The organism is Microbacterium aurantiacum (assembly GCF_002872075.1).
Classification (GTDB): domain Bacteria; phylum Actinomycetota; class Actinomycetes; order Actinomycetales; family Microbacteriaceae; genus Microbacterium; species Microbacterium aurantiacum_A.
Genome location: NZ_PGGU01000002.1, coordinates 105,260 through 127,641 on the forward strand (window position 1 = coordinate 105,260; position 22,382 = coordinate 127,641).

General features: G+C 68.8%; 19 protein-coding genes. 9 read left to right on the plus strand and 10 right to left on the minus strand.

The features are described 5' to 3' along the window. Positions 1–85: 85 nt before the first annotated feature. Entirely contained in the window at positions 86–1,174 is a 1,089-nt protein-coding gene (locus CUR96_RS01015) for a substrate-binding domain-containing protein (protein ID WP_102191433.1), read from the plus strand. 49 nt (positions 1,175–1,223) lie between these two features. Here CUR96_RS01015 and CUR96_RS01020 read toward each other — a convergent pair whose 3' ends face one another. Beyond that, complete coding sequence (locus tag CUR96_RS01020) at positions 1,224–2,174, minus strand: LacI family DNA-binding transcriptional regulator (RefSeq protein WP_102191496.1); 951 nt, start codon at positions 2,172–2,174, stop codon at positions 1,224–1,226. Between the two features lie 155 nt (positions 2,175–2,329). On the opposite strand from CUR96_RS01020, the gene galT reads away from it, so the two are divergent. The 3 genes from galT to galE all read left to right on the plus strand — a co-directional run bounded on the left by galT (position 2,330) and on the right by galE (position 5,775). Beyond that, a complete protein-coding gene (gene galT / locus CUR96_RS01025) occupies positions 2,330–3,508 on the plus strand; it encodes a galactose-1-phosphate uridylyltransferase (protein WP_102191434.1) in 1,179 nt (392 codons plus the stop codon). Continuing rightward, on the plus strand, positions 3,505–4,722 hold the full coding sequence (gene galK, locus CUR96_RS01030) for a galactokinase (RefSeq protein ID WP_102191435.1): 1,218 nt from the start codon (positions 3,505–3,507) through the stop codon (positions 4,720–4,722). The genes galT and galK overlap by 4 nt, the downstream gene beginning before the upstream one ends. A 72-nt stretch (positions 4,723–4,794) precedes the next feature. Further along, positions 4,795–5,775 (plus strand): UDP-glucose 4-epimerase GalE, encoded by a 981-nt coding sequence (gene galE / locus CUR96_RS01035; RefSeq protein WP_102191436.1) that lies wholly within the window; start codon positions 4,795–4,797, stop codon positions 5,773–5,775. A gap of 69 nt (positions 5,776–5,844) precedes the next feature. Here the strand turns inward: galE and CUR96_RS01040 are convergent, their stop codons facing one another. From CUR96_RS01040 to CUR96_RS01065, 6 genes are all read right to left on the minus strand, one after another. Then, positions 5,845–7,431 carry a glycoside hydrolase family 32 protein gene (locus CUR96_RS01040; RefSeq protein ID WP_102191437.1) on the minus strand — a complete coding sequence of 529 codons (1,587 nt, stop codon included), beginning with the start codon at positions 7,429–7,431 and terminating at the stop codon, positions 5,845–5,847. Positions 7,432–7,526: 95 nt separating this feature from the next. Continuing rightward, positions 7,527–8,546: a LacI family DNA-binding transcriptional regulator gene (locus CUR96_RS01045; RefSeq protein ID WP_102191438.1), complete on the minus strand. Its 1,020-nt coding sequence runs from the start codon at positions 8,544–8,546 to the stop codon at positions 7,527–7,529. Further along, positions 8,543–9,454: a carbohydrate ABC transporter permease gene (locus CUR96_RS01050; protein WP_102191439.1), complete on the minus strand. Its 912-nt coding sequence runs from the start codon at positions 9,452–9,454 to the stop codon at positions 8,543–8,545. The genes CUR96_RS01045 and CUR96_RS01050 overlap by 4 nt, the downstream gene beginning before the upstream one ends. Continuing rightward, the gene (locus CUR96_RS01055) at positions 9,451–10,332 is read right to left on the minus strand and encodes a carbohydrate ABC transporter permease (protein ID WP_102191497.1); all 882 of its coding nucleotides are present in this window, start codon (positions 10,330–10,332) and stop codon (positions 9,451–9,453) included. Before CUR96_RS01055 ends, CUR96_RS01050 begins: the two co-directional genes overlap by 4 nt. Positions 10,333–10,396: 64 nt before the next feature. Further along, complete coding sequence (locus tag CUR96_RS01060; protein ID WP_102191440.1) at positions 10,397–11,734, minus strand: ABC transporter substrate-binding protein; 1,338 nt, start codon at positions 11,732–11,734, stop codon at positions 10,397–10,399. 75 nt (positions 11,735–11,809) lie between these two features. Beyond that, complete coding sequence (locus CUR96_RS01065) at positions 11,810–13,282, minus strand: glycoside hydrolase family 32 protein (RefSeq protein WP_102191441.1); 1,473 nt, start codon at positions 13,280–13,282, stop codon at positions 11,810–11,812. 102 nt (positions 13,283–13,384) lie between these two features. Here CUR96_RS01065 and CUR96_RS01070 point away from each other — a divergent pair, with 102 nt between their 5' ends. Continuing rightward, complete coding sequence (locus CUR96_RS01070; protein WP_102191442.1) at positions 13,385–13,924, plus strand: GNAT family N-acetyltransferase; 540 nt, start codon at positions 13,385–13,387, stop codon at positions 13,922–13,924. Here the strand turns inward: CUR96_RS01070 and CUR96_RS01075 are convergent. Both CUR96_RS01075 and CUR96_RS01080 read right to left on the minus strand, forming a co-directional pair. Beyond that, on the minus strand, positions 13,902–15,104 hold the full coding sequence (locus CUR96_RS01075) for a hypothetical protein (protein ID WP_219721942.1): 1,203 nt from the start codon (positions 15,102–15,104) through the stop codon (positions 13,902–13,904). The two genes, CUR96_RS01070 and CUR96_RS01075, sit on opposite strands and share 23 nt — an antisense overlap. Positions 15,105–15,267: 163 nt before the next feature. After that, the gene (locus CUR96_RS01080) at positions 15,268–16,704 is read right to left on the minus strand and encodes a gamma-aminobutyraldehyde dehydrogenase (RefSeq protein ID WP_102191498.1); all 1,437 of its coding nucleotides are present in this window, start codon (positions 16,702–16,704) and stop codon (positions 15,268–15,270) included. Between the two features lie 100 nt (positions 16,705–16,804). On the opposite strand from CUR96_RS01080, the gene CUR96_RS01085 reads away from it, so the two are divergent. From CUR96_RS01085 to CUR96_RS01095, 3 genes are read left to right on the plus strand one after another with little or no spacing between them, the layout of a single operon-like run. Beyond that, positions 16,805–17,272, plus strand: coding sequence for an Lrp/AsnC family transcriptional regulator (locus CUR96_RS01085; RefSeq protein WP_102191444.1), 468 nt, complete (start codon positions 16,805–16,807; stop codon positions 17,270–17,272). Then, positions 17,272–18,675, plus strand: a complete 1,404-nt coding sequence (locus tag CUR96_RS01090; protein WP_102191445.1) for an NAD(P)/FAD-dependent oxidoreductase — start codon at positions 17,272–17,274, stop codon at positions 18,673–18,675. The genes CUR96_RS01085 and CUR96_RS01090 overlap by 1 nt, the downstream gene beginning before the upstream one ends. Further along, a complete protein-coding gene (locus tag CUR96_RS01095) occupies positions 18,672–19,019 on the plus strand; it encodes a cupin domain-containing protein (RefSeq protein ID WP_102191446.1) in 348 nt (115 codons plus the stop codon). Before CUR96_RS01090 ends, CUR96_RS01095 begins: the two co-directional genes overlap by 4 nt. Positions 19,020–19,216: 197 nt before the next feature. Here the strand turns inward: CUR96_RS01095 and CUR96_RS01100 are convergent, their stop codons facing one another. Further along, positions 19,217–20,755, minus strand: a complete 1,539-nt coding sequence (locus tag CUR96_RS01100) for a PucR family transcriptional regulator (RefSeq protein WP_102191447.1) — start codon at positions 20,753–20,755, stop codon at positions 19,217–19,219. A 141-nt stretch (positions 20,756–20,896) separates the two neighbouring features. Between CUR96_RS01100 and CUR96_RS01105 the strand changes: the two genes are divergently transcribed. Continuing rightward, complete coding sequence (locus CUR96_RS01105) at positions 20,897–22,381, plus strand: CoA-acylating methylmalonate-semialdehyde dehydrogenase (protein WP_102191448.1); 1,485 nt, start codon at positions 20,897–20,899, stop codon at positions 22,379–22,381. The last annotated feature ends 1 nt before the right edge of the window (position 22,382 follow it).

The window sequence follows — 22,382 nt, forward strand, 5'->3', positions numbered from 1 at the left end:
CGTTTGGAGATTATCATTCTGTTTCGATCAAGACAACCCGTGAATAATCCACATTCGATCATTTTCGATCAGCTATGCTGAGTCCATGACCGATCAGCAGCACGCCCCCTTGGCGCCGGCGCGCCATGCGCACATCCTCGCCGCCCTGGTGCGCGACGGGATCGTGCGGGTCTCGCAGCTCACCGAGGAACTCGGCGTCGCCCCGGTCACCCTCCGCCGGGATCTCCAGCAACTCGAGGAGGAAGGCCACCTCGAGCGGGTCCACGGCGGTGCCGTTCCCGTGGCCGCTGCGGCGCCCGTCGATGCCGCGCAGCCCGCCACCGGCGGAGCGATCGCTGTTCTGGTCCCCTCGCTCGCGTACTACTGGCCAGGCGTGTTCCGCGGAATGGAGGCCGAGGCGCAGCGTCGCGGTCTGCGCCTGGTGCTCCGCGGCGCGTCGTACGAGCTCCAGGACGAGCGACCCGTCCTGGAGCGCCTCGTGGCGTCGGATGACATCCGGGGCTTGATCGTGGCTCCGAACCCCGACGCCGCCCACGCGCAGGATGTGGTGCAGTGGCTCGCGTCGTCTGACATCCCGAGCGTGTTCGTCGAGCGCGATGCGGTCGTGCTCCCGGGGCGAGAGCCCGTCGAGAGCGTCACGACCGACCATGCCTTCGGCGCCGTGCTCGCCGCCAGGCACCTCGCTGAACTCGGACACCGGCGGCTCGGTCTCATCGTGTCGCGCGACTCCCCCACCGGCCGCAAGGTCGTCAGGGGATGGGCCGCCGCGTGCGAGGAGCTCGAGCTGGGCCCAGACGCCCACTTCGAGAGCCTGATCCCTGATCGCAACGTCCCCGGCTTCACCTCGGCCGTGAACACCGCCATCGACACCGCGCTCGAGAAGGGCGTGACCGGACTGCTCGTCCACCCGGACCCCGCGGCGATGGCGTTCATCGACATCGCCCTCAACCGGGGGCTCGCCGTGCCGGAGGACCTGTCCGTCATCGCCTACGACGACGAGGTCGCCCAGCTGTTCACCCCGGCGCTCACCGCGATCAGCCCTCCGCGCGGTGCGGTCGGCGCTGCAGCGGTCGATCTGCTCGCCCGGCGCCTCGCCGACCCCTCGCGTCCCGTGCACCGGGTGACCCTGAGTCCGACTCTGCACGCGCGCGAATCCACGGCGCCCGCGCGCTGAATCGTGATCCCCTGATCACGGCCGGAGGGCACCACCCGCAAGGGCGACGTCAGCCGGCGCTCGCGCGCTCGATCAACGCCGTCGGCACGACCAATGGGCCCGGTGCCGCGTCAGCCCCCTCGATATCCGCGACGAGCGCCTCGACCGCGCGCTGCGCGAGCGCTGTGAAGTCCTGACGGATCGTGGTCAGCGGCGGGCGGTAGTTCGCGGCATCCGGCACGTCGTCGAAGCCGATCACGCTGACATCCTCCGGCACGCGCCGACCGCTCTCGGCGAGCGCACGCAGCAGGCCCAGTGCCATCTGATCGTTGGCGCAGAAGACAGCGGATGCCGCGCCCAGCGCGGTGCCGGCCGCGTAGCCCGACTCGGCACTCCAGTCTCCGCGGACCACAGCGGGAGGACGGATGCCGGCGGCCCTGAGCGTCTCACGCCAGCCGCGCTCGCGTTCGGCGGCGGCGAAGGAGTCGGCGGGGCCTGCGAGATGGTGCACAGCGCTGTGCCCGAGCCCGAGCAGGTGCGCCGTGGCGGTGGCCGCGCCGCCCGCATGGTCGCTGTGCACGGAGCGGAAGCCGTCATCGGTCAGCGCGTCGACGACGACCAGCCGAAGTCCGGCCGGGCGCTGGGCGGCAGGCACGAGTGCGGAGGCCTCGTTGAGCACGATCGCGCCGTCAACCTCCTGCTCGGCGAGCCGCTCGAAGGCATCCGCCACGGTGACGCCGGCCGTGATGACGGTGAGGGCATAGCCACGTTCCCCGGCCGCTTCCGCTGTAGCCTGCAGCATCCGCGAGTTGCCGACCGTGGCGAGGGTGGTGACCACCAGCCCGATGGTCTGCGAGCGGCCGGTGCGCAGCGCCCGTGCGGCGCGATGCGGCCGGTAGCCGAGCTCGGCCATGGCCCGCTCGACGCGCTCCCGCGTGCCGGGGTCGACGCGGGGGCTGCCGTTCACGACACGGGAGACCGTCTGCCCGGAGACTCGCGCCCGCGCAGCGACCGTCGCCATCGACACCCGGCCGGAGCTGCGGCCGGAACGCGGTGTCCGACCGGCACCCGGGCCCGGTCCGAAGCTGAGATCATCACCGGTCATGCGCTTCCCCCGTCCACAACTCCTGAATGTTGACGTTATCACCGTCGCCGACGTACCATGTTGACGTGAACATGGAAATCTCTCCGGAGTTGTGGACAGAGCAGCTCGGTGCCGGCGTCACCAAGCGTGCCACCCGGCTCGCCGACGGCCGCGATCTGATCTACTACGACGACCCCGGCACGACGCTCGGCGCCGACCGCGCGGTCGACACGCGCTCGCTCGATCCGCGCGGCGACACCGCCACGATGCGTCTCGATGTGCTCACCGGCGACTGGATCACGGTGGCTGCGAACCGGCAGAACCGGGTGATGATGCCGAGCGCCGACGCCGACCCGCTGGCCCCGCAGACGCCGACCAATCCGTCCGAGGTGCCGTCGCGCTACGACGTCGCCGTGTTCGAGAACCGCTCCCCCGCCTTCGGTCCCGCACTGGCGGAGGCGCTCGGCGAGGCCCCGGCCGCGAAGGATGCGCCGCGCGGCCTCGACGACCTCGGTGCGCTCGGGCTGGGCCGCACCCGGACCTCGGTCGGACGCTGCGAAGTGGTCTGCTTCAGCCCCGAGCACACCGGGTCGTTCGGCACCCAGTCCGTCACCCGCGCCCGCACCGTGATCGAGGCGTGGGCCGATCGCACGGCCGCGCTGTCGCAGCTGCCCGGCGTAGAGCAGGTCTTCCCGTTCGAGAACCGTGGCGAGGCGATCGGCGTCACCCTGCCGCATCCGCACGGCCAGATCTACGCCTACCCGTATGTGACCCCGCGCACGACCCGTCTGCTCGACAGCATCGACCGCACCGCCCCGGGCCTCTTCCAGCACCTCCTCGAGTTCGAACAGGCCTCCGAGCGGGTCGTGTTCCGCGGTGAGCACTGGACCGCGTTCGTGCCCTTCGCCGCACGCTGGCCTCTCGAGGTGCATCTGATGCCGCACCGGCACGTGCCGGACTTCGCCGAGACGACGGACGCCGAGCGCGACGAACTCGCCCCCCTGTACCTGCGCCTGCTGCGCGGCGTGGACGCCCTCTACGGCTCGCCTACCCCGTACATCGCCGCGTGGCATCAGGCCCCTGTGCACGTCGGGCGCGAGACCGTGCGGCTGCACCTGCAGCTGACCAGCCCCCGCCGGGCCGCCGACAAGCTGAAGTTCCTCGCCGGATCGGAGGCGGCGATGTGGGCGTGGACCGCTGAGATCCCGCCCGAGCAGTCCGCGGCGCGTCTTCGCGAGGCCATCGCGAGCATCGACGAGGTGACCGCATGAGCCTTCCGGTTCCCCAGGAGACCGCTTCGCAGGAGGCCGCGCGTTCGCTCCTCACCGCGCTCACCGGCCACGCTCCGGCGGGCCTGTGGTCCGCGCCGGGGCGCGTGAACCTCATCGGCGAGCACACCGACTACAACGAGGGGTTCGTCCTCCCGTTCGCGATCCCGCATCGGACGGTCGCGGCGGTCGGTCTTCGTGACGACGCCCGCATCCGTGTGGCCTCGACCTTCACCGATGAGCAGATCGAGGTCGGACTCGACGAGCTGGATCGTCTCTTCCCGACAGCGACCGGCAGCGAACCCGCGGTCCCGGAGTGGGCCGCCTACCCGCTCGGTGTGGCATGGGCGCTACAGCAGGCGACCCGTTCGACGGGCTCGGGGAACGGGTTCAGCGGCATCGACATCGCGATCGCCTCGGATGTCCCGGTCGGAGCAGGACTCTCGTCCTCCGCCGCGATCGAGGGCGCGACGGCGTCGGCCCTCAACGACCTCTGGAACACCGGCCTCGACCGTGCGGCGCTGGCCCGGATCGGCCGCCGCGCCGAGAACGAGGCCGTCGGCGCGCCCACCGGGATCATGGACCAGATGGCGTCGATGCTCGGCGAACCGGATGCGGCGATCTTCCTCGACTGCCGATCGCTGGAGGCGAATCTCGTACCGGTGGGCGTCGCCCAGGCGGGACTGGCCATTCTCGTGATGGACACCCGCGTGCAGCACGCCCATTCGACGGGCGGCTACCGCGACCGCCGCGCGGCGTGCGAGCGCGGAGCCGCGATCATGGGCGTACCGAGCCTGCGAGACGTCTCGGTCGCCGACCTCGACCGCGCGGCCACCCTGATGGACGACGTGACGTTCCGTCGTGTGCGGCACATCGTCACCGAGAACCAGCGCGTGCTCGACACGGTGCGGATGCTCCGCGAGCACGGCGCGCGGGCGATCGGCGACCTCCTCGTCGCCTCGCACGCATCGATGCGGGACGACTTCGAGATCTCGGTCCCCGAGCTCGACACGGCGGTCGCCTCGGCGCTGGCCGCCGGAGCAATCGGCGCACGGATGACCGGCGGCGGGTTCGGCGGCGCCGCCATCGCCCTCGTCGAACAGGATGCGGTGGCGGACGTGGCCGATGCGGTGCGCGCCGCGTTCGCGGCATCCGGTTTCACCGAACCGCACCTGTTCACGGTGACGCCTTCTGCCGGCGCGCACCGCGACGCCTGAGCCTCAGGAAGAAGATCCCAGGAGCACAACTGGGAGAATGAGCATCGCGCGCCCGCGCAAGGAGAGGAACACATGTCCTGGATCGTCACCGGCGGCGCCGGCTACATCGGAGCGCACGTCGTGCGCGCACTCGCGGATGCCGGACTCACCCCCGTGGTCCTCGACGACCTGTCCAGTGGCGTCGCCTCGTTCATCCCGGAGGGCGTGCCTTTCGTGCAGGGCAGCATCCTCGACGGCGAGATCGTCGAGAAGACGCTCCGCGACCACGCGGCCGAGGGCGTCATCCACGTCGCGGGTTTCAAGTACGCCGGCGTCTCCGTGCAGCGCCCGCTGCACACGTACGCGCAGAACGTCGAGGGCACCCGGGTGATCCTCGAGGCGATGGAGGCGGCGGGCGTGGCGAACATCGTCTTCTCGTCGTCCGCGGCCGTCTTCGGGACCCCCGACGTCTCCCTCGTCGTCGAGGAGACGGAGAAGAAGCCAGCGAGCCCCTACGGGGAGTCCAAGCTCATCGGCGAGTGGCTGCTGCGCGATCAGGCGATCGCGACCGCCGGCTCCGACCGTCCGCTGCGCCACACCTCCCTGCGCTACTTCAACGTGGTCGGGTCCGCCGATCCGGCCGTCTACGACGTGAGCCCGCACAACCTCTTCCCGATCGTGTTCGAGGCGCTCTTGGCCGGGAAGACACCGCGGATCAACGGCGACGACTACGCCACCGAAGACGGCACGAACGTGCGCGACTACGTGCACGTCGGCGACATCGCTGCGGCGCATGTCGCGGCGGCCCAGCGGCTCGCCGCGGGCGAACCGATCGAGGCCGCGTACAACCTCGGGTCGGGTGACGGGCTGAGCGTGAAGCAGATCATGGATGCAGTGGCCCGCGTCACCGGCATCGACTTCACACCCGAGGTCGGCCCCCGCCGCGCCGGCGACCCCGACCGCATCGTGGCCACCGGCGAGCTCGCCGCGCGCGACCTGGACTGGACCATGCGCTACTCGGTCGACGAGATGGTGCGCACCGGCTGGGAGGCCCGGCGCCACGCCGACCTGTGATCGCGGAGTCCGGCGCCGGGCCGACCCCGGCGGCGCAGCATCGGGAAGCCGTCGCCGCCGGGCATGTGGTCAGATCGGGCTGCCGAACTCCCGGATCGTGATCCCGGAGAAGGTCGCCGGGCCGCCGTCCGAGTAGAACGAGATCCCCACGTCGCCCTCGGCGAAGTGCACCTGCTGTGAAAGCACGGTGTGACCGGCGTTGACGAACACTTCGACGCTCTGCGTGTCCACGAAGATGCGCAAGTGCACCGAACGTGCGTTCGCGTCGATCGGCGCCGCGGCCCGCGCGTACGGGCTGAGCACGAATCCTGCGAGGTCAGACGGCCCTCGATCCACGTAGAGTTCATCGCCGTATTTGCCGATATTGGTGTGCCGGCTTCCATCCGCGGACCGGCCGACCGACACTCCGACATTCGTCGCGTCATTCCAGGCGATATCCAGCTCCAGTTCGTATGCCCGCCCGCTCCACGGCAGCACCGCACCGCCGTCGACCGTGCGATCCGGCAGCGATGTCGTCGCCGTGGCATACCCCGACAGTGCCTCGACCGGGCTGCTGAGCAGGACGTGCCGGCCTCCTTCGTGGACGAGGCGCAACTCGCGCACGATGGAGTTCTGCCCGTTGTACCCATCCGAGGCGTCGGTGGGCACGTCGCGCGCGGCGTACTTCCAGTTGTTCATCCACGCGATCGCCAGGCGCCTGTCATCCGGCGCGCCGGCCTTCGGCCAGGTGACGGCGGCGTACCAGTCCCATCCCCAGTCGAGCCACTGCGGGGTGAGATCGTCTGCGGTGAACTGCGTGCCGTTCCAGGAACCTGTCCAATAGGCGTAGGTCATCGGAAGGCCCACGCCGTACGCGTCCATGCTCGCCGCGAAGATCCAGCGCCGCGTGCCGTCGTCGGCGTTCATCTCGAAGAGATCCGGGCATTCGATTCCGCCGAGGGCGTGGTTCGGATAGTCGAAGTTCGATGTCCACTGCCAATCGCGCAGGTTCCCCGAGGTGTAGAACGATGCGTATCGAGCCCGTCCGATGACGCAGACCCACTCCGCGCGGGCCGCATCCCAATGGATCTTCGGGTCTCGGAACCACTCGGCGTTCTCTACCTCGGCCGGTGTGGATGCCGTGCGCCCATCGGCGTTCACGATGACTGGGTCGGCGAGCGCCGTGAAGGTGAAGCCGCCGTCCGTCGACCAGTAGAGGTACTGCTCCTGGTACTTGCGGATTCCGTCGGTCGGTTGCGTCGCGAGGGCGATGACGGCTCCGACGCCGAATCCCGCCGTGTCGTCCACGTCGACGACAGCCGAGCCGGACCACACCGGGAAGTCCGGTTGCAGCGGCATGACCGTCCCGTGATGCGTGAACGAGACTCCGTCGGCAGTGGTCGCGTGATCCCAGCCTCCTGGGCCGTTGTTCTGACCGGACTGCAGGTAGTACAGCTGATAGGCGCCGTTCGTCGTGACGGGACGCTGCGGATCGCAGAGCCACCCTGACGGAGGCGTCATGTGGTAGATCGCGCGCAGCGAACCGGCGTTCGGCGACGAGATCTGCGTAGCCGCCTGAGCGTGGCCGGCGGCAGGGGCTGCGTTGCCGAAGAACAACGTCAGCGCTCCGATACTGGCGCCCTGCAGCATGCTGCGGCGGGAGATGGGTTGCTTCATTGCATTCCTCTCAAGTCGTCCGGGCGCGACGATGCGCCCGGCACGGTGAACATCATCGATGGGCGGGAGGGGGAAGAAGTGGGGGTGCGGTCCCGTCAGACCGACTGCCGGAGGATCGGCGGGCAGACGATGAGCCGTGGCTCCGATCCGGTGTCGGCGTCGATTCCGAGAAGGATGCGCACCCCGGCCGCACCGAGCTCGTAGTGCGGCAGCGCCACGGTCGACAGCGGCGGGCGCAGATGAGCAGCGATGACGTCCTGGTTGTCGAAGCCGATCACGGCGACATCCTCCGGGATACGCAGTCCCTGTTCGCGGAGGCCGTCATAGAGGCCCATCGCCACCCGGTCGTTGTGGCAGAACACGGCTGTCGCACCGGACGCCACGATTCGCGGCGTCGTGGCGTACCCGCCCCCCTGCTCCGGCGACGCCGGGAACACCAGCGCATCGTCGAACTCGACTCCCGCTCCCTCGAGCGCGGACCGGTATCCGGCCAGGCGGCCGGTCTGCGCGGGCGACGGTGTGGTCGTGTTGATGAAGGCGATACGGCGATGCCCGGCGGCGAGCAGTTCCTCTGTCGCGGTGCGGCCGCCCTGCTCCTCGTCGGGGACGACGGCAGGCAGTCCGCCCTCGGCGGCGAAGCATCCGACGAGCACGGTGTCCGTCGCGTGCAGCGCTTCCGGCACGACGACCTCCCGGTGGTACCAGGTCGAATAGAGGACGCCGTGCACCTGGTGCTCGAGCATCATCGCGATCGCCTCGGCCTCGGCCTCGTCGTTGCCGTCCGTGTTGGCGACCAGGAGCACGTAGCCGTGCTTCCACGCCTCGTCCTGGGCACCGTGGATGATCTGACCGGCGAACGGCGTCGTGGCGATCTGGTCGGCCACGAGTCCGATGAACCGGGATGTCCCCTGCGAGAGGGTCTTCGCGAGGGCATTCGGACGATAGCCGAGCGACGCGACCGCCTCCTGCACTCTGCGGCGGGCATCCTCGCCGATCCGCGCGCCGGGCTTGTCGTTGACGACATGCGAGACCGTCGCCACGGAGACACCGGCGACTTCGGCGACATCTCGCATCGTGACGCTGGGCGTGTGGGAACCGCGTGCTGAGGTGCTCATCCCTTTGTCGCTCCGCTCTCGAGTCCGTAGATCATGGCCTTGTTCAGCAGGAGGAACACCAGCAGCAGCGGCGTCACCGTGACGCACACCGCGGCGAAAGTCGCCGTCCAGTCGGTGTTGCCCATCGCCCCAATGTAGTTCTGCAGACCGAGCGGGATGGTCTTGAGGCCATCGGAGAGCACGAACGTGTTCGCGAAGATGAAGTCGTTCCAGATGAAGATGCTGTTGACGAGGACCACCGTGATGATGGTGTTCACCGACAGCGGGAATGTGATCCGGCCGAAGATCCGGTACGGACCTGCGCCGTCGAGCGATGCCGCCTCGTAGGTCTCCCTCGGGATGTACTCATAGAACGAGGAGAACAGGTACACGGCCATGGGCAGCGCGAACGCCGCGAGCGGAATGATCATCGACAGATGCGTGTCCAGCAGTCCCACTTGGGAGTAGTCGATGAAGAGAGGCACCAGCGCGATCTGCACCGGCACGATGATGCCGAGGAGGAAGAGCGCCCGCACGGCGTTGCTGAACCGGAAGCCGAGCACCTGCAACGCGAAGGCGGCCATCATCCCCGCGACGACGATGAGAACGCTCGAACCCAGGGTGACGATCAGGCTGTTCAGGATGCTGAGCCAGAGGTTGCCGGTTGCGAAAGCCCGCTCGTAGTTCTCGAGCGTGAACTCAGACGGCAGCGCGAACGGGTTCCCGCCCGCGAAGTCCGCCGCTGTGCGGAAGCTCGTGATGAACAGCCAGGCCAGCGGATAGACCTGAACCACCACGATCAGCGCGATCGTCACGGTCAGCAGCGTCCGCTGCACCGGGAGCCGTGTGGAGCGACGGCGTCGACGCCGGGGGCGCGAGGCGGGCGGTGGCACCGATACAGCCGGCGCGGTGAGGACGGAGGCGGTCACGAGTCGTCCCTTCGACGAAGCAGGAGCAGGATGAGGCCGACGGCGACGAGGCACTCGACGACGATGAACACCGAGATCGCGCTGGCGTAGCCGTAGTCCGTGTGCACGAAGGCCGTCTTGTACATGTACGTGGTCAGCAGTTCGGACGCCTGACCCGGACCGCCTCCGGTGAGCAGGTACGGGATGTCGAACCCGCGCAGGGCGAAGGTCGTCGCCATGATCGTGGTCGTGATCCAGACCGGCCGGATGTACCGGAAGCGGATGCGCCAGAACACCTGCCACCACGACGCGCCGTCGAGGCGGGCGGCCTCTTCGAGTTCACGAGGCACGGCGATGAGCGCGGCATAGATGATCAGCATGTAGAGACCGGTGAATCGCCAGCCTTCGGGGATCGACACGGCGGCGAGCACGGTCTGCACGTCCGACAGCCACGCGGTCTGCAGCCCTTCGAGACCGATCCACGCGAGGCCCTGATTGATGAGGCCTGCGGGATCCAGCGAGTACACCCGCTGGAACAGGAAGGCGATGGCGACGGTGGAGATGACGGCGGGCAGCAGGTACAGCGTCTTGACGAGCTCGCGCGCCTTCGGCAGCGCCGTGAGCAGGCCGGCGACGATGAGTGCTCCGCCGAGCTGCAGGACCAGGCAGATGGCGAGGTAGCCGAGCGCGTTGCCGAAGGCGGTCCAGAACACGTCGTCACGGCTGAGCATCTTGATGTAGTTGTCGATGCCGACGAAGACCATGTCGGTGATCCCGTCCCAGCGGAAGAAGCTGAGCACGAGGGACTGCACGATGGGCAGCAGCACGGCGACGCCGTAGAGCAACAGCGGCGGAATGAGGAACACCGCGACGGACAGCGCCGAGCGTCGTGGCAGCATTGACGTCGACATCGGCCGCCGGGGTGGGCGCGGACGCACCGCACCCACCTCGGCCTGTGCGATCTCAGCCATCGCTGTTCTCCGCGAGAGCCTTGTCCATGGTCTCGATGAAGTCGTCCGGCGTGATCTCACCCTGCACGAGCAGCGTCAGCTCCTGCTGCAGCCGCGTGTTCGTCGCCGGGTCCAGCTGGGTGTCCCACGGCATCGCGATCGCCGAGCCGACATCGTTCGTCTGGTCGACGGCACGCGAGTACAGCTCCGTGGCGTTGTCCGGGATGGTCGTCGCCGCGCCCGCCGTCGGAGACAGCGCTCCGGTGGATGCGTAGAGCTCGGGGTAACGCTCGAGCGCGAACGCCAGGAAGTCGCGGACGAGGGGGTCATAGGTCCTCGCGTTCACGGCCATGCCGATACCGGACGGCGTGACGTATTCGTTGTCCGCGGTGACGGCTCCGTCGACGGTCGGCAGCGTGAAGTAGTCCACCGAGTCGCGCACCGCCGGGTCGAGGGCATCCGTCGCGAGGTTGCCGAGTTCCCAGGTGCCGATGTTGTAGACGGCCGCCTTGCCGGAGGTGAAGAGCGCCTGAGCATCCGCGTAGCCCGTGGACGAGAAGCCCTCCGCGAAGCATCCTGCCTGTCCGAGCGAATACAGCCATTCCGCGGCCGCCCGTCCGGCGGGGTCGGCGAACGAGGCGTCGCCGTTCTTCAGATCCTGCACGTAGTCGGGGCCGGCCAGCCGGAACGGGTAGTAGGCCATGTAGCGCTCCAGCGGCCACTGGTCCGCCCCGTCCAGGGCGATCGGGGTGATCCCGGCAGCGCGCAGATCCTTGCACATCTGCGGGAAGTCATCGAGCGTGGCGGGGACGGCGACGCCGGCCTGGTCGAACAGCGCGGTGTTGTACCAGAAGAACTCCAGCTGGAACTCGAAGGGCACCATGTACAGCGACCCGTCGTCGAAGCGCTGGTAGTTGAGCGCGGCCTCTCGGTATTCGTCCGCGAGCCCGAGATCGTCCAGCAGCAGTTCGACGTCGACCATCCGTCCCTGACCGGCGAGCTTCTGCGCGAAGGGCGTCGCGTCGGTGTCGAACAGTTCGGGCAGCTTGTTGGCGGCAGCGAGCGTCTCGTACTTCTGGATGTACGACGGGCGGTCCGGCGTCGTGATCAGGTTGAGCGAGAAGCCAGGGTGCTCCTGCGCGTACTCCTCGGCGATCTGCTCCATCGTGGTGATCACGCCGCCGTCTGCCGGCCGTGACAGCAGCCACGAGATCTCACGGGGGACCACCTCTCCCTCAGGATCGATGTCGGTGGGTTCGGTGCCGGCGGAGGCACCGGCGCAGCCCGAGAGGGCGAGGGCGGCGGCGACGGCGACGGCGAACAACGCCATCCTGCGTACAGGTCGGATCATGGTCGATCTCCTTTGATTCGTCATGCGGGTGGTGGTCGGTGCGGGTAGTGGTCGGTGCGGGGCGGGGGTTCGACGTCAGGCCGTCGCCGCGATGAGATCGCTCCTCATCGGCTCCGGGTGGTCCCGAGCGTCACGGGTGAGCACGGTGAACTGGGTGAGAGTGACCTCGCCTTCGCCCACGAATGCCCCGACGCGGCCGACGCGGTGGTCGTACAGTCGCGTGCTGAGCACCGTGGAGTCGTCGACGGTCGCGACGCAGAGATCGCCGTCGACGATCACCTCGAGCTCGTGTTCGCCGGGGGCGAGGTCCACCGGCCGCTCCAGCTCGATGGCGAACGGAACATCGCCGGAGATCTGCCATTGCTCGCCTCCGGTGGACGGACGCGGCCACCTGTCGAGCACGAGGCGCCCCCGCTGAGGCTCCAGCCGCAGGGCGTATCCGGTGTCGCCGTCCGCACTCGCACGCAGCAGCACGCCGCATTCACGCGTGCCCTCCGCGATGTCGAACCGCACGACGAGGCGGAAGGAATCCGCCGTGTTCGTCGCGGTGAGGACATCCGCGTATCCGTCCGGGGCACGCAGTGACGTCCCCGCGGGAAGCACGTCGCCCTGACCGGTGAACGTCTCGCGCAGCTCACGGGGCGGGTGGAAGGCCAGCGTGCCGTCGTCGCGCTGCTCGGCTTCGAGCACGGACAGGGTGCCGGCCCACTGCCAGGCCCCGTCATCACGTGCGCCCTCCCGCGACGCGATCCAGCCGAAGAAGAGGCGGCGGTCGCCCCGGGCCGCCGACTTCGCCGCATAGAAGGCGCGGCCGTCGAGAGTGTCGTGCTCGGGGACGATCCACGGACCCCTGAGGCTCCGCGCCATTCGGTAGCGCGTCGTGAACGAGTCGCTGAACTCGGACGAGACGAGGTACCACCAGTCGCCCCAGGAGAAGACTTCGGGGCATTCGTGGGCGATGTAGCGGCGCGGATCCCAGAACGGCTCCGCAGGCTCCCAGGACTCGAGGTCCCTCGAGACGCACTGCGCGATCACTCCGCGTCGACGTGCTGGCCCCTGCGTGTGCCGGGCGGTGATCAGCATCCGCCAGAGGTGGTCGCCCTCGTCCCAGAAGACGAAGGGATCTCGCCAGTCGGCTGTCTCATATCCGGCCGTGGCGCCGAAGGTGTCCGCCGGCCGGCGCTCCCAGGAGCGCATGCCGTCACGGCTCGTCGCATGGGCGACCAGCTGCAGGGGCAGCCCGTCCGCGCCTCGCTCTGCAGGATTCTGAGCGGTGTAGAACGCATGGTGGGTGCCGTCGTCATCGAGCACGATGCTGCCGGTGTAGATGTTGAAGTCGGATGCTCCGGGCCCGCCGGACTCGATCGCTTCGCCGATCTCGGCGAAGTCCACGAGGTTCTCCGTCGTCACCCGATGCCACGGCATGCCCTCTTTGGGGGTGCGCCGCGTCTCATGCAGGTAGAAGAGGTGGAACACACCGTCCTCCTGCCAGGGGATCACATCCCCCACCCATCCGTCCGTCGGCCGGTAGAACCCTCGCTGGCTCATTCGCGTCCCATCACTTCATTGGTTAATCGGTTACGCAGATGCTAACGCGAAGTATTGCGCCTGGTCAAGCGGTTAATCAAAAGCTCGCCTTATCGTGGACGGATGACGCAGCTGGTGGTCCGCGAGGCCCTCATAGACGACGCCGAGGAGGTCGCGGGCGTGCACGTGCGCTCTTGGCAGGCCGCGTATCGCGGACTCATCGATCAGAAGATCCTCGACGGGCTGTCGATCGCCGACCGCGCTGAGGCCTGGCGCGGATTCGTCGTCGAGCCCCTGCCGACGACACTCGCCCTGCTGGTCGCCGTGCGCGACGGGACCGTCGTCGGCTGGACGTCATTCGGGTCGGGTCGAGACGAAGACGGCAGCGCCGACGGCGAGATCTACGGAATCTACGCAGACCCCGCCGCCTGGTCGACGGGCGTCGGGCAGGCGCTCCTCGCCGCCGCAGAAGAGCGAATCGCGAATGCCGGTCACTCCCGCGCGTACTTATGGGTGCTCGACGGCAACGAACGGGCGGATTCGTTCTACGGCCGCCAGGGCTGGGTGGCCGACGGCGTGACGAAGATCGAGGAACGCCCCGGCCTCACCCTCGCCGAGCACCGCCGCGTGAAGGTGCTCGTCACGGCACCGCGGGAGCGCTGATCCTGTACACCTTGGCGTCATCTCCACCGAGATACATCGTCGCCCCGTCCACGGCGATCGACGTGTACTCGCCGTAGTTCGGGATCATCTCCCCGCCACCGTGGTCCCAGTAGGTCGTCGCCGGGATGACGGCCGGTGTCGCCACCTGCGTCCAGTTCACGCCGTCCCTCGTCGCGAACACGACGTTCTTCGTCATGTCGATCCCCGTGCCGGAGAACCAGTTCCCGACCGAGTACGCGACCCCGTTGTGCACGGTGATGTCCCGCGAGGCGAAGGATGCGGGCAGGTTGGACATCTGCACTCCGCCCGTCTTCCCCTTGGCGTTCAGGTCGATGTATCCGGTGCTGTTGCTGTCGGACAGGATGATCTTCGTACCGAGGACCTCGTACTTGGTCGGCTCGTGGCGCTGTGCGAGAGAGAACAAGCGCCCCAGATCGATCGAGGTCCATCGGCCGCCGCTGTACACATCGAGCAGTCGGTTGGCATTCCCGGCCGCATCACGGACTTCTGCGATCGCCGCGACCTTCCCGCCGACCGCCGCCATCCAGTAATAGCGGTCGTAGGCACTGGACCCGCCGGCCGACGCCCTCGCCTTGGTGATCGTCCAGGTCTTCCCGCCATCGGAGCTCTTCTTGATCGCGGCGAGATCCGGCGTCGGCCCGTAGAGCGCGGGATCCGGGTTGACGACGCTGCCGGCGAGGAAGATCTCGCTGCCGCTCCTGGCGATGTCGAAGACGTGCTGGAAGGGGGTGGCGGCATTGTAGGTCCAGGATCCGCCGGCGTTCGTGGCGTATCCGACAGGAGCCGTCCAGGGCGCCTTCGGGTCGACGTCGGCGGCGTAGACCTTTCCGTCGATGACACGCAGCGCCTTCAGCTCCTCGCCGTTCACGGTCAGCTGCTTCGTCAGCGCTCCCGTGGTGACGCTGAGGGAGTTGAGATCGACCGGCCCGGTGTTGGCGTCGTAGTCGCCGTAACTGGAGTAGACCTGCCCGCCGGCGACGGCCAGATCGGTGAGGACGTCACCGGCGGCGGCCGCCGACGTGTTCGTTCCCAGCAGCACCGGGATCTCGTCGGCGGCGATGGCGGGTGAGGAGAAGACGGGAATGAGAAAAGCCGTGGTTGCAACGACAACGGCGGCTTTGACGGGTGTGCGCACGAGTCCTCTTTCGTAGGCGTTCATTGAAGGAGTGCCATTCCCGTAGATCGGCCACTTCCCCAGCGCACGCTTACGACAGCGTCACTCTATTGCCGCGACTCCACCGCCGATACTCGACCTTCGTCGTGTGCTGCCGGACTTTCGTCCGGCGACGCGTCCGGCGACTTCTCCGGCGACATCTTCGGCATCAGCCGAGCGCGCTCATCACGTGCTTGACGCGCGTGTAGTCGTCGAAGCCGTACTGGGAGAGATCCTTGCCGTAGCCGGAGTGCTTGAAGCCGCCGTGCGGCATGTCCGACACGAACGGGATGTGCGTGTTGATCCAGACGCAGCCGAAGTCGAGGTCACGGGAGAACCGCATCGCCCGCCCATGGTCGGCGGTCCACACCGACGACGCGAGCGCGAAGTCGACGCCGTTCGCGAGCTCCAGCGCTTCCTCATCGGTCTCGAAGGACTGCACGGTGAGCACCGGACCGAAGACCTCTCCCTGCACGACCTCGTCGTCCTGGCGAACGCCCGTCACGATGGTCGCCTCGAAGAAGTAACCGCGCTCACCCTGCCGCCGGCCACCGATCTCGATCTTCGCGTGCGCGGGAAGCCGTTCGATGAAGCCCGAGACCTGGTCGAGCTGGGCCGCGCTGCTGAGCGGACCGTAGAGCACGCCCGCCTCGTGCGGACCGCCGGCGCGCGCACCCGTCCTCGCCCGCTCGACCAGGGCCGCGACGAGCTCGTCGTGCTTCGACGCATGCACGAGAACCCGCGTCGCCGCCGTGCAGTCCTGCCCGGCGTTGAAGAACGCCCCGGTGATGATCCCCTCCACCGCCTTCTCGATGGAGGCGTCCGCGAACACGATCGCCGGCGCCTTGCCGCCGAGCTCCAGGTGCACCCGTTTGACATCGTTCGCCGCCGATCGCGCGACGGCCATGCCGGCCCGCACGGAACCGGTGATCGCCACCATCTGCGGCGTCGGATGCTCCACGAGGGCCACACCGGTGTCGCGATCGCCGAGCACGACGTTCAGCGTTCCGGCCGGCGTGTGCTTCGCCACGATCTCGGCGAGCAGCAGGGTCGACTGCGGCGTCGTCTCCGCCGGCTTCAGCACGACGGCGTTGCCCGCGGCGAGCGCCGGTGCGATCTTCCAGACCGCCATGTTCAGGGGGTAGTTCCAGGGCGTGACCTGGCCGATCACGCCGATCGGCTCGCGGCGCACGAACGAGGTGTGCCCGGCGAGGTACTCCCCGGCCGAGCGCCCCTCGAGGCTGCGCGCGGCACCCGCGAAGAACCGCAGCTGGTCGACGGACTGCATGATCTCGTCCGCCACCAGCGTCGCGCGCGGCTTACCGGTGTCCTGCGATTCGAGGTCGGCGAACTCCTCCGCGCGGTCCTGCATCTCATCGGCGATCCGGAAAAGCGCGAGCTGACGGTCTGCCGGGGTTGTCTCGCGCCACAGCGGGAAGGCGGCGGATGCTGCCGCGTACGCCGCGTCGACATCGCGGCGGTCCGAGACCGGGAGCGAGCCGTAGACCTCCTCCGTTGCGGGATCGATGAGCGGTATCGTGCCGCCTCCGTGCACGGGGACGTACCGACCGCCGATGAAGTTCTGCAGGGAAGACTGTGTGCGCATGGCGGCCATCCTATCCAGAGGCCCACTATTTCGATAGTCGAAATGGATCTACACGACTGAATCAGTTGCATCGAGCACGTCTCCGTGTCAATATCGACGGATGAGCGCCACACGGAAGCAGCCCGCACTCGACGATGTCTCGAAGAAGATCATCGAGCTCCTCCAGGAGGACGGCCGCCGCCCCTACGCCGAGATCGGCCGCGCGGTCGGCCTCAGCGAAGCCGCTGCCCGGCAGCGCGTGCAGCGCATGACGGAGGCGGGGACCATCCAGATCGTCGCCGTCACCGACCCGATGCAACTCGGATTCCACCGCATGTCGATGATCGGCATCCGCGTCTCCGGCGATCCGCGCACCATCGCCGAGGAGCTCACCCAGATCACAGAGCTCGCGTATGTCGTGGTCACCCTGGGCACCTTCGACATCCTGGTCGAGGCCGTCTGCGAGAGCGACGAGCATCTGATCGACCTCATCGCGACGCGCATCCGCACCATCCCCGGCGTCACGCACACCGAGAGCCTGCTCTACGCGGGTCTCTACAAGGACCTCTACAACTGGGGGACGCGCTGATGGGAACCACTGTCTTCGAGCGCCGCCGGCCCGCGGCATCCGTCGTCGACCACGCGCTGCAGAGCACCTCGTTCGCCGTCTTCTGGCTCGACGACGTGCGACGCACGGAGTACCCACGCATCGCGGGCGACGTCCGCGCCGACCTCGCGATCGTCGGCGGGGGCTACGCCGGACTGTGGACCGCCATCCGGGCCAAGGAACGCGATCCCGGCCGTCGCGTCGTGCTGCTGGAGGCTTCGCGCGTCGCGTGGGCGGCATCCGGGCGCAACGGCGGGTTCTGCGAGGCGAGCCTCACGCACGGTCACGAGAACGGCGTGAACCGCTGGCCGAAGGAGATCGACCGGCTCGAGGAGCTGGGCGCGGAGAACCTCGACGGCATCGGCGACACCGTGCGGCGCTACGGCATCGACGCCGACTTCGAGCGCACCGGGCAGCTCGCGGTGGCCGTCGAACCGCATCAGGTGGAGTGGCTCCGCGAAGAGGAGGGCTTCCTCGATCAGGACGCCGTGCGAGCGGAGGTGAACTCCGACACGTACCTCGCCGGAGCATGGGATCGCGACGGCTGCGCCCTGGTGCACCCGGCCAAGCTGGGCCTCGAGCTCGCCCGCGTGGCGACCGAGCTCGGCGTCGAGATCTACGAGCACTCGCGCGTGCGCGGTGTCGACGGAGACGGTGCCGGCCCGATCGCGCTGCAGACCGACGGCGGACGGGTCACGGCCGAGGCGGTCGCGCTGGGCACGAACGTCTTCCCCTCGCTCCTGACCCGCAACCGCCTGATGACCGTTCCGGTCTACGACTACGTGCTGATGACCGAGCCGCTCACCGCGTCGCAACTGGCCGACATCGGATGGTCGAACCGGCAGGGCCTCGCCGACAGCGCGAATCAGTTCCACTACTACCGGCTCTCTGCGGACAACCGCATCCTGTTCGGCGGATACGACGCGATCTACCACTTCGGCGGCAAGGTGCGCCCGGAGTACGAGAACCGGATGCCGAGCCATCGCCGCCTCGCCGAGCACTTCTTCACGACCTTCCCGCAGCTGGAGGGCCTGCGCTTCACGCACCGCTGGGCGGGGGCGATCGACTCCTCCAGCCGCTTCTGCGCGTTCTTCGGAACAGCGCGCCGGGGGCGGGTCGCTTACGCGACCGGATTCACCGGGCTCGGCGTCGGTGCCGCGCGCTTCGCCGCCGACGTCATGCTCGACAAGCTGTCGGGCGTCGCCACGGAGCGCACCGAGCTGCGGATGGTGCGGGAGAGGCCGATCCCGTTCCCGCCCGAGCCGGCCGCGTCCGTCGGAATCAACCTGGTGCGGGCCGCCATGAACCAGGCGGATCACAACGGAGGCCGGCGCAACCTGTTCCTCAAGGCGCTCGACGCCGTCGGCATGGGCTTCGACTCATGACCGGGATCGCGGCGGGGACCGGGGTGGACGCCACAGCTCTCGCGCTCGCGCATGAACCCCTGCCCGCCGATTCGGTGCTGTCCGGTGAACCGACGACGGCCCTCCACCCGCTCGCCCGCGTCGGCCGCACCGAGGTCGGCATCTGGGAGATGTCGCCGGGCACGGCATCCGACACCGAGGTCGACGAGGTGTTCGTCGTGCTGTCAGGGCGCGCGCGGATCGCGTTCGAGGATCCTGCGCTCCCCGATCTCGAGGTCGGCCCCGGCTCCGTGGTGCGCCTCGCCGAGGGGATGCGCACCGTGTGGAGGGTCACCGAGACCCTGCGCAAGGTGTACGTCGCCTGAGTCGCTCTTCCTGCATCCGCATCTGTCCTTCAGGTGGCACCTCCGGTCGCTCTGGCGCCCATATTCCGACTGCAGGTGCCACCTGAGCGCGTGCACGCTTCCTTCGGGTGGCACCTCTGGTCGCTCTGGCACCCAGATTCCGACCACAGGCGCCACCCGAACGGGCGGGCGCGGGTGAGACATCCGTGCGCGCCCCTTCAGCGCGATGCGGCCGTGTACGCCGAGAGCGCGAGATGCAGGGCGGCGAGCATCTCACCGTCGTCGAGGTCGGCGTCCAGCAGATCGCCGATGAGCGTCAGCCGCTGATAGAACACCGAGCGGGAGAGGTGGGATGCTGCTGCTGCGGCCGTGCGGTTGCCGGGGTGCTGCACGAGCGCGCCGAGCACGAAGAGCAGATCCCCGCCGGAGTCCTGGTCGTGCCGGATCAGCGGTCCGAGCATCCGCTCGCTGTGCTCCTGCAGCCGGTGGTCACCCTGCAGGGCGCTCACCAGGCGCGTGAGCGGGCGGTCGTCCACGCGCCGGAAGCCGCCGTCCGCAAGCCCCGGCGCGAGGGCGCGGACGGCAGGAAGGGAGTCCAGCAGCTCTGCGACGGAATCGGATGCGGCGCCGATGGCAAGTCCCCGTCCGATGCCACCGGCGATGCGCCGAGCCGCAGCATCGCCCAGCGACTCACCGGCGGGGAATGACAGCAGCACGACGATGACGCCATCGATGGCGGCGCCGATCGAGCCGGCACCGGGCACGGCATCGCGGACGGCGGCGAGCGCGGCGTCGGACACGTCCGGTGACACCGCATCCGCCGCCAACGCCTGAAGTCGCCGCCTGCGCACCGGGAAGCCGCTCGCCTCCAGCCGTGCCTGCGCATCCGCCGTCGTCGTGTACTGCTGCTCGACCAGCGACGCGAGCAGCCGGCGCTGCGAGAGCAGCTCCCAGGCCCCCTCGCCGTCCGCGAGCCGTGCCAGTGCGAGCGCGGTCGCCGCCTGTTCCAGCACAGTCGTGCGCCCTGCCGGATGGGAAGGTCCGGGGGCTGCGAGCAGACTCCCCCACCGGATGCCCCGGCCCTCGACCGGGACCACGTTCCAGCCCTGCTCGTGCCCGTCGGCGATCCGCCGCGAACGCGCCCCCCAGCCGTCCAGAAGGCCCGCATCGTCACGGGAGCCGGCGGCGACGACCTCGTGGGCGAGGTTCTCCAGCACGACGCCGGTGCCGAGCGCGCGAGCGGTCTCGCGCACGATGACGTCGGCGGGCGCGCCGCGCAGGCTCAGTGCGGTGAACAGCTCATGCAGCTGCTGCCGACGCTGCAGCGCGTCGAGCTGCCCGGCGATGATGCGCCTGTGCACGGCCTCGGTGACCGCGACGAACTTCACCTCCCGTTCGAGGCTGATGAGGGCGACGCGCTCCCGGCGGCACGCCTCGACGAAAGCGGGAGGAGCCACGGCGAATCGGGTGCCGAGCTCGAGCACGACCCCGGCGACGCCGGCGTCCGCGAGTTCGGATGCCAGGACGGACAGACCCTCGGCATCTCCCGGCCAGCCGGCACCGGTCGAGAGGAGCAGCTCCCCGCCGTCGAGCAACGCGGCGACACGGGGGCTGTCCGAGACGTGGACCCAGCGGAGAGTCGCCTCCAGGCTGGCCGGGTCGGTGAGGACGTCGGGAAATCCCGTCTGCACCGCGTGCATCGACAGCACCTCGGCGACGTCCGGCAATCCGGCGAGCTGCTCTGCGTGAAGCTTCATACACTCTGTCCGGAATCTGCCGAAGTTCGCGACGCTCTGCCGCCTCCCATCGATCCTGCCCTCTGAAAACATGGAAAGCAAGCGAGATCACCTCGCCGGTCAGAACGTTCGATCACTGCACTTCATATCGGGAGCCCCTCCGTGAGCACTGTCCTCCACCTCATCGACGGCCAAGAGACCGCCGAGGCCGCGCGCACCGGCGACATCTTCAATCCGGCCACGGGCGCCGTGCAGCGACACGTCGCTTTCGCCTCGGCGGCGGAGGCCGAGACCGCCGTCGCCGCCGCGAAGGCCGCTCTCCCCGGGTGGCGCTCGTCGAGCCTCATCAAGCGCGCCGATGTCTTCTTCCGACTGCGCCAGATCCTCGCGGATCGCACCGGCGAGCTCGCCGCGATCGTCACCGACGAACACGGCAAGGTGCTCTCCGATGCCGTCGGCGAGGTCTCCCGCGGCATCGAGAACGTCGAGTTCGCCGCCGGCCTCGTGCACCTGCTCAAGGGCGAGCGCGCCGAGCAGGTGTCGCGCGGCGTCGACGTGCACTCGGTCAAGCAGCCCGTCGGCGTGGTCGCGGCGATCACGCCCTTCAACTTCCCGGTGATGGTGCCACTGTGGATGGTCGCGTCGGCGATCGCCTGCGGCAACACCGTCGTGCTCAAGCCCAGCGAGAAGGACCCGTCGGCGGCGGTCTGGCTGGCGAAGGCGTTCCTGGAGGCGGGACTCCCCGCCGGCGTCCTGAACGTCGTGCACGGCGACAAGGTCGCGGTCGACGCGCTGCTCGACTCCCCCGACGTCGCCGCGATCAGCTTTGTCGGCTCGACCCCGATCGCCCGCTCGATCTACCAGCGCGCCTCGGCGAACGGCAAGCGCGTGCAGGCACTCGGCGGCGCGAAGAATCACATGGTCGTGATGCCGGATGCCGACATCGAATCGGCGACCGCCGCAGCGATCTCCGCCGCTTACGGTTCGGCCGGCGAGCGCTGCATGGCCGTCTCGGTGCTCGTCGCCGTCGGAGACATCGCCGACGACCTCGTCGCCGGTATCCGCGACCGCATCGCCACGCTGCAGATCGGTCCCGGCACCGACCCGTCCAGCGAGATGGGCCCGCTGATCACCCGCGAACACCGCGACAAGGTGGCCTCCTATGTCACCGGCGCCGCCGCCGAGGGGGCGACGGTCGTCGTCGACGGCACCCGGAAGTCGTTCGCCGCAGACGGGTTCTTCATCGGCGTCAGCCTGCTCGACGACGTCAAGCCCGGAATGAAGGTCTACGAGGACGAGATCTTCGGACCGGTGCTGTCGGTCGTGCGCGTCGAGACCTATGCGGATGCCGTCGAGCTGATCAACGCCAACGCCTACGGCAACGGCACCGCGATCTTCACCCGCGACGGTGGCACCGCCCGTCAGTTCGAGTTCGACATCGAGGTCGGGATGGTCGGCGTGAACGTGCCGATCCCGGTCCCGGTCGGGGCGTTCTCGTTCGGCGGCTGGAAGGACTCGCTGTTCGGCGACTCGCACATCTACGGCCCCGAGTCGGTCCACTTCTACACGCGGTCGAAGGTCGTCACCACACGCTGGCCCGACCACACGCCCGCTCAGGTCGACCTGGGCTTCCCGAGCAACCACTGAC

What these genes read in the sequence shown, in the direction of transcription:
- CUR96_RS01080 (WP_102191498.1), bottom strand. Translation starts at nt 16,704, where the DNA reads ATGCGCACACAGTCTTCCCTGCAGAACTTCATCGGCGGTCGGTACGTC.
- CUR96_RS01075 (WP_219721942.1), bottom strand. Translation starts at nt 15,104, where the DNA reads ATGAACGCCTACGAAAGAGGACTCGTGCGCACACCCGTCAAAGCCGCC.
- CUR96_RS01040 (WP_102191437.1), bottom strand. Translation starts at nt 7,431, where the DNA reads ATGAAGCAACCCATCTCCCGCCGCAGCATGCTGCAGGGCGCCAGTATC.
- galT (WP_102191434.1), top strand. Translation starts at nt 2,330, where the DNA reads ATGGAAATCTCTCCGGAGTTGTGGACAGAGCAGCTCGGTGCCGGCGTC.
- CUR96_RS01070 (WP_102191442.1), top strand. Translation starts at nt 13,385, where the DNA reads ATGACGCAGCTGGTGGTCCGCGAGGCCCTCATAGACGACGCCGAGGAG.
- CUR96_RS01090 (WP_102191445.1), top strand. Translation starts at nt 17,272, where the DNA reads ATGGGAACCACTGTCTTCGAGCGCCGCCGGCCCGCGGCATCCGTCGTC.
- CUR96_RS01095 (WP_102191446.1), top strand. Translation starts at nt 18,672, where the DNA reads ATGACCGGGATCGCGGCGGGGACCGGGGTGGACGCCACAGCTCTCGCG.
- galE (WP_102191436.1), top strand. Translation starts at nt 4,795, where the DNA reads ATGTCCTGGATCGTCACCGGCGGCGCCGGCTACATCGGAGCGCACGTC.
- CUR96_RS01060 (WP_102191440.1), bottom strand. Translation starts at nt 11,734, where the DNA reads ATGATCCGACCTGTACGCAGGATGGCGTTGTTCGCCGTCGCCGTCGCC.
- CUR96_RS01055 (WP_102191497.1), bottom strand. Translation starts at nt 10,332, where the DNA reads ATGCTGCCACGACGCTCGGCGCTGTCCGTCGCGGTGTTCCTCATTCCG.
- galK (WP_102191435.1), top strand. Translation starts at nt 3,505, where the DNA reads ATGAGCCTTCCGGTTCCCCAGGAGACCGCTTCGCAGGAGGCCGCGCGT.
- CUR96_RS01100 (WP_102191447.1), bottom strand. Translation starts at nt 20,755, where the DNA reads ATGAAGCTTCACGCAGAGCAGCTCGCCGGATTGCCGGACGTCGCCGAG.
- CUR96_RS01020 (WP_102191496.1), bottom strand. Translation starts at nt 2,174, where the DNA reads ATGGCGACGGTCGCTGCGCGGGCGCGAGTCTCCGGGCAGACGGTCTCC.
- CUR96_RS01065 (WP_102191441.1), bottom strand. Translation starts at nt 13,282, where the DNA reads ATGAGCCAGCGAGGGTTCTACCGGCCGACGGACGGATGGGTGGGGGAT.
- CUR96_RS01085 (WP_102191444.1), top strand. Translation starts at nt 16,805, where the DNA reads ATGAGCGCCACACGGAAGCAGCCCGCACTCGACGATGTCTCGAAGAAG.
- CUR96_RS01015 (WP_102191433.1), top strand. Translation starts at nt 86, where the DNA reads ATGACCGATCAGCAGCACGCCCCCTTGGCGCCGGCGCGCCATGCGCAC.
- CUR96_RS01045 (WP_102191438.1), bottom strand. Translation starts at nt 8,546, where the DNA reads ATGAGCACCTCAGCACGCGGTTCCCACACGCCCAGCGTCACGATGCGA.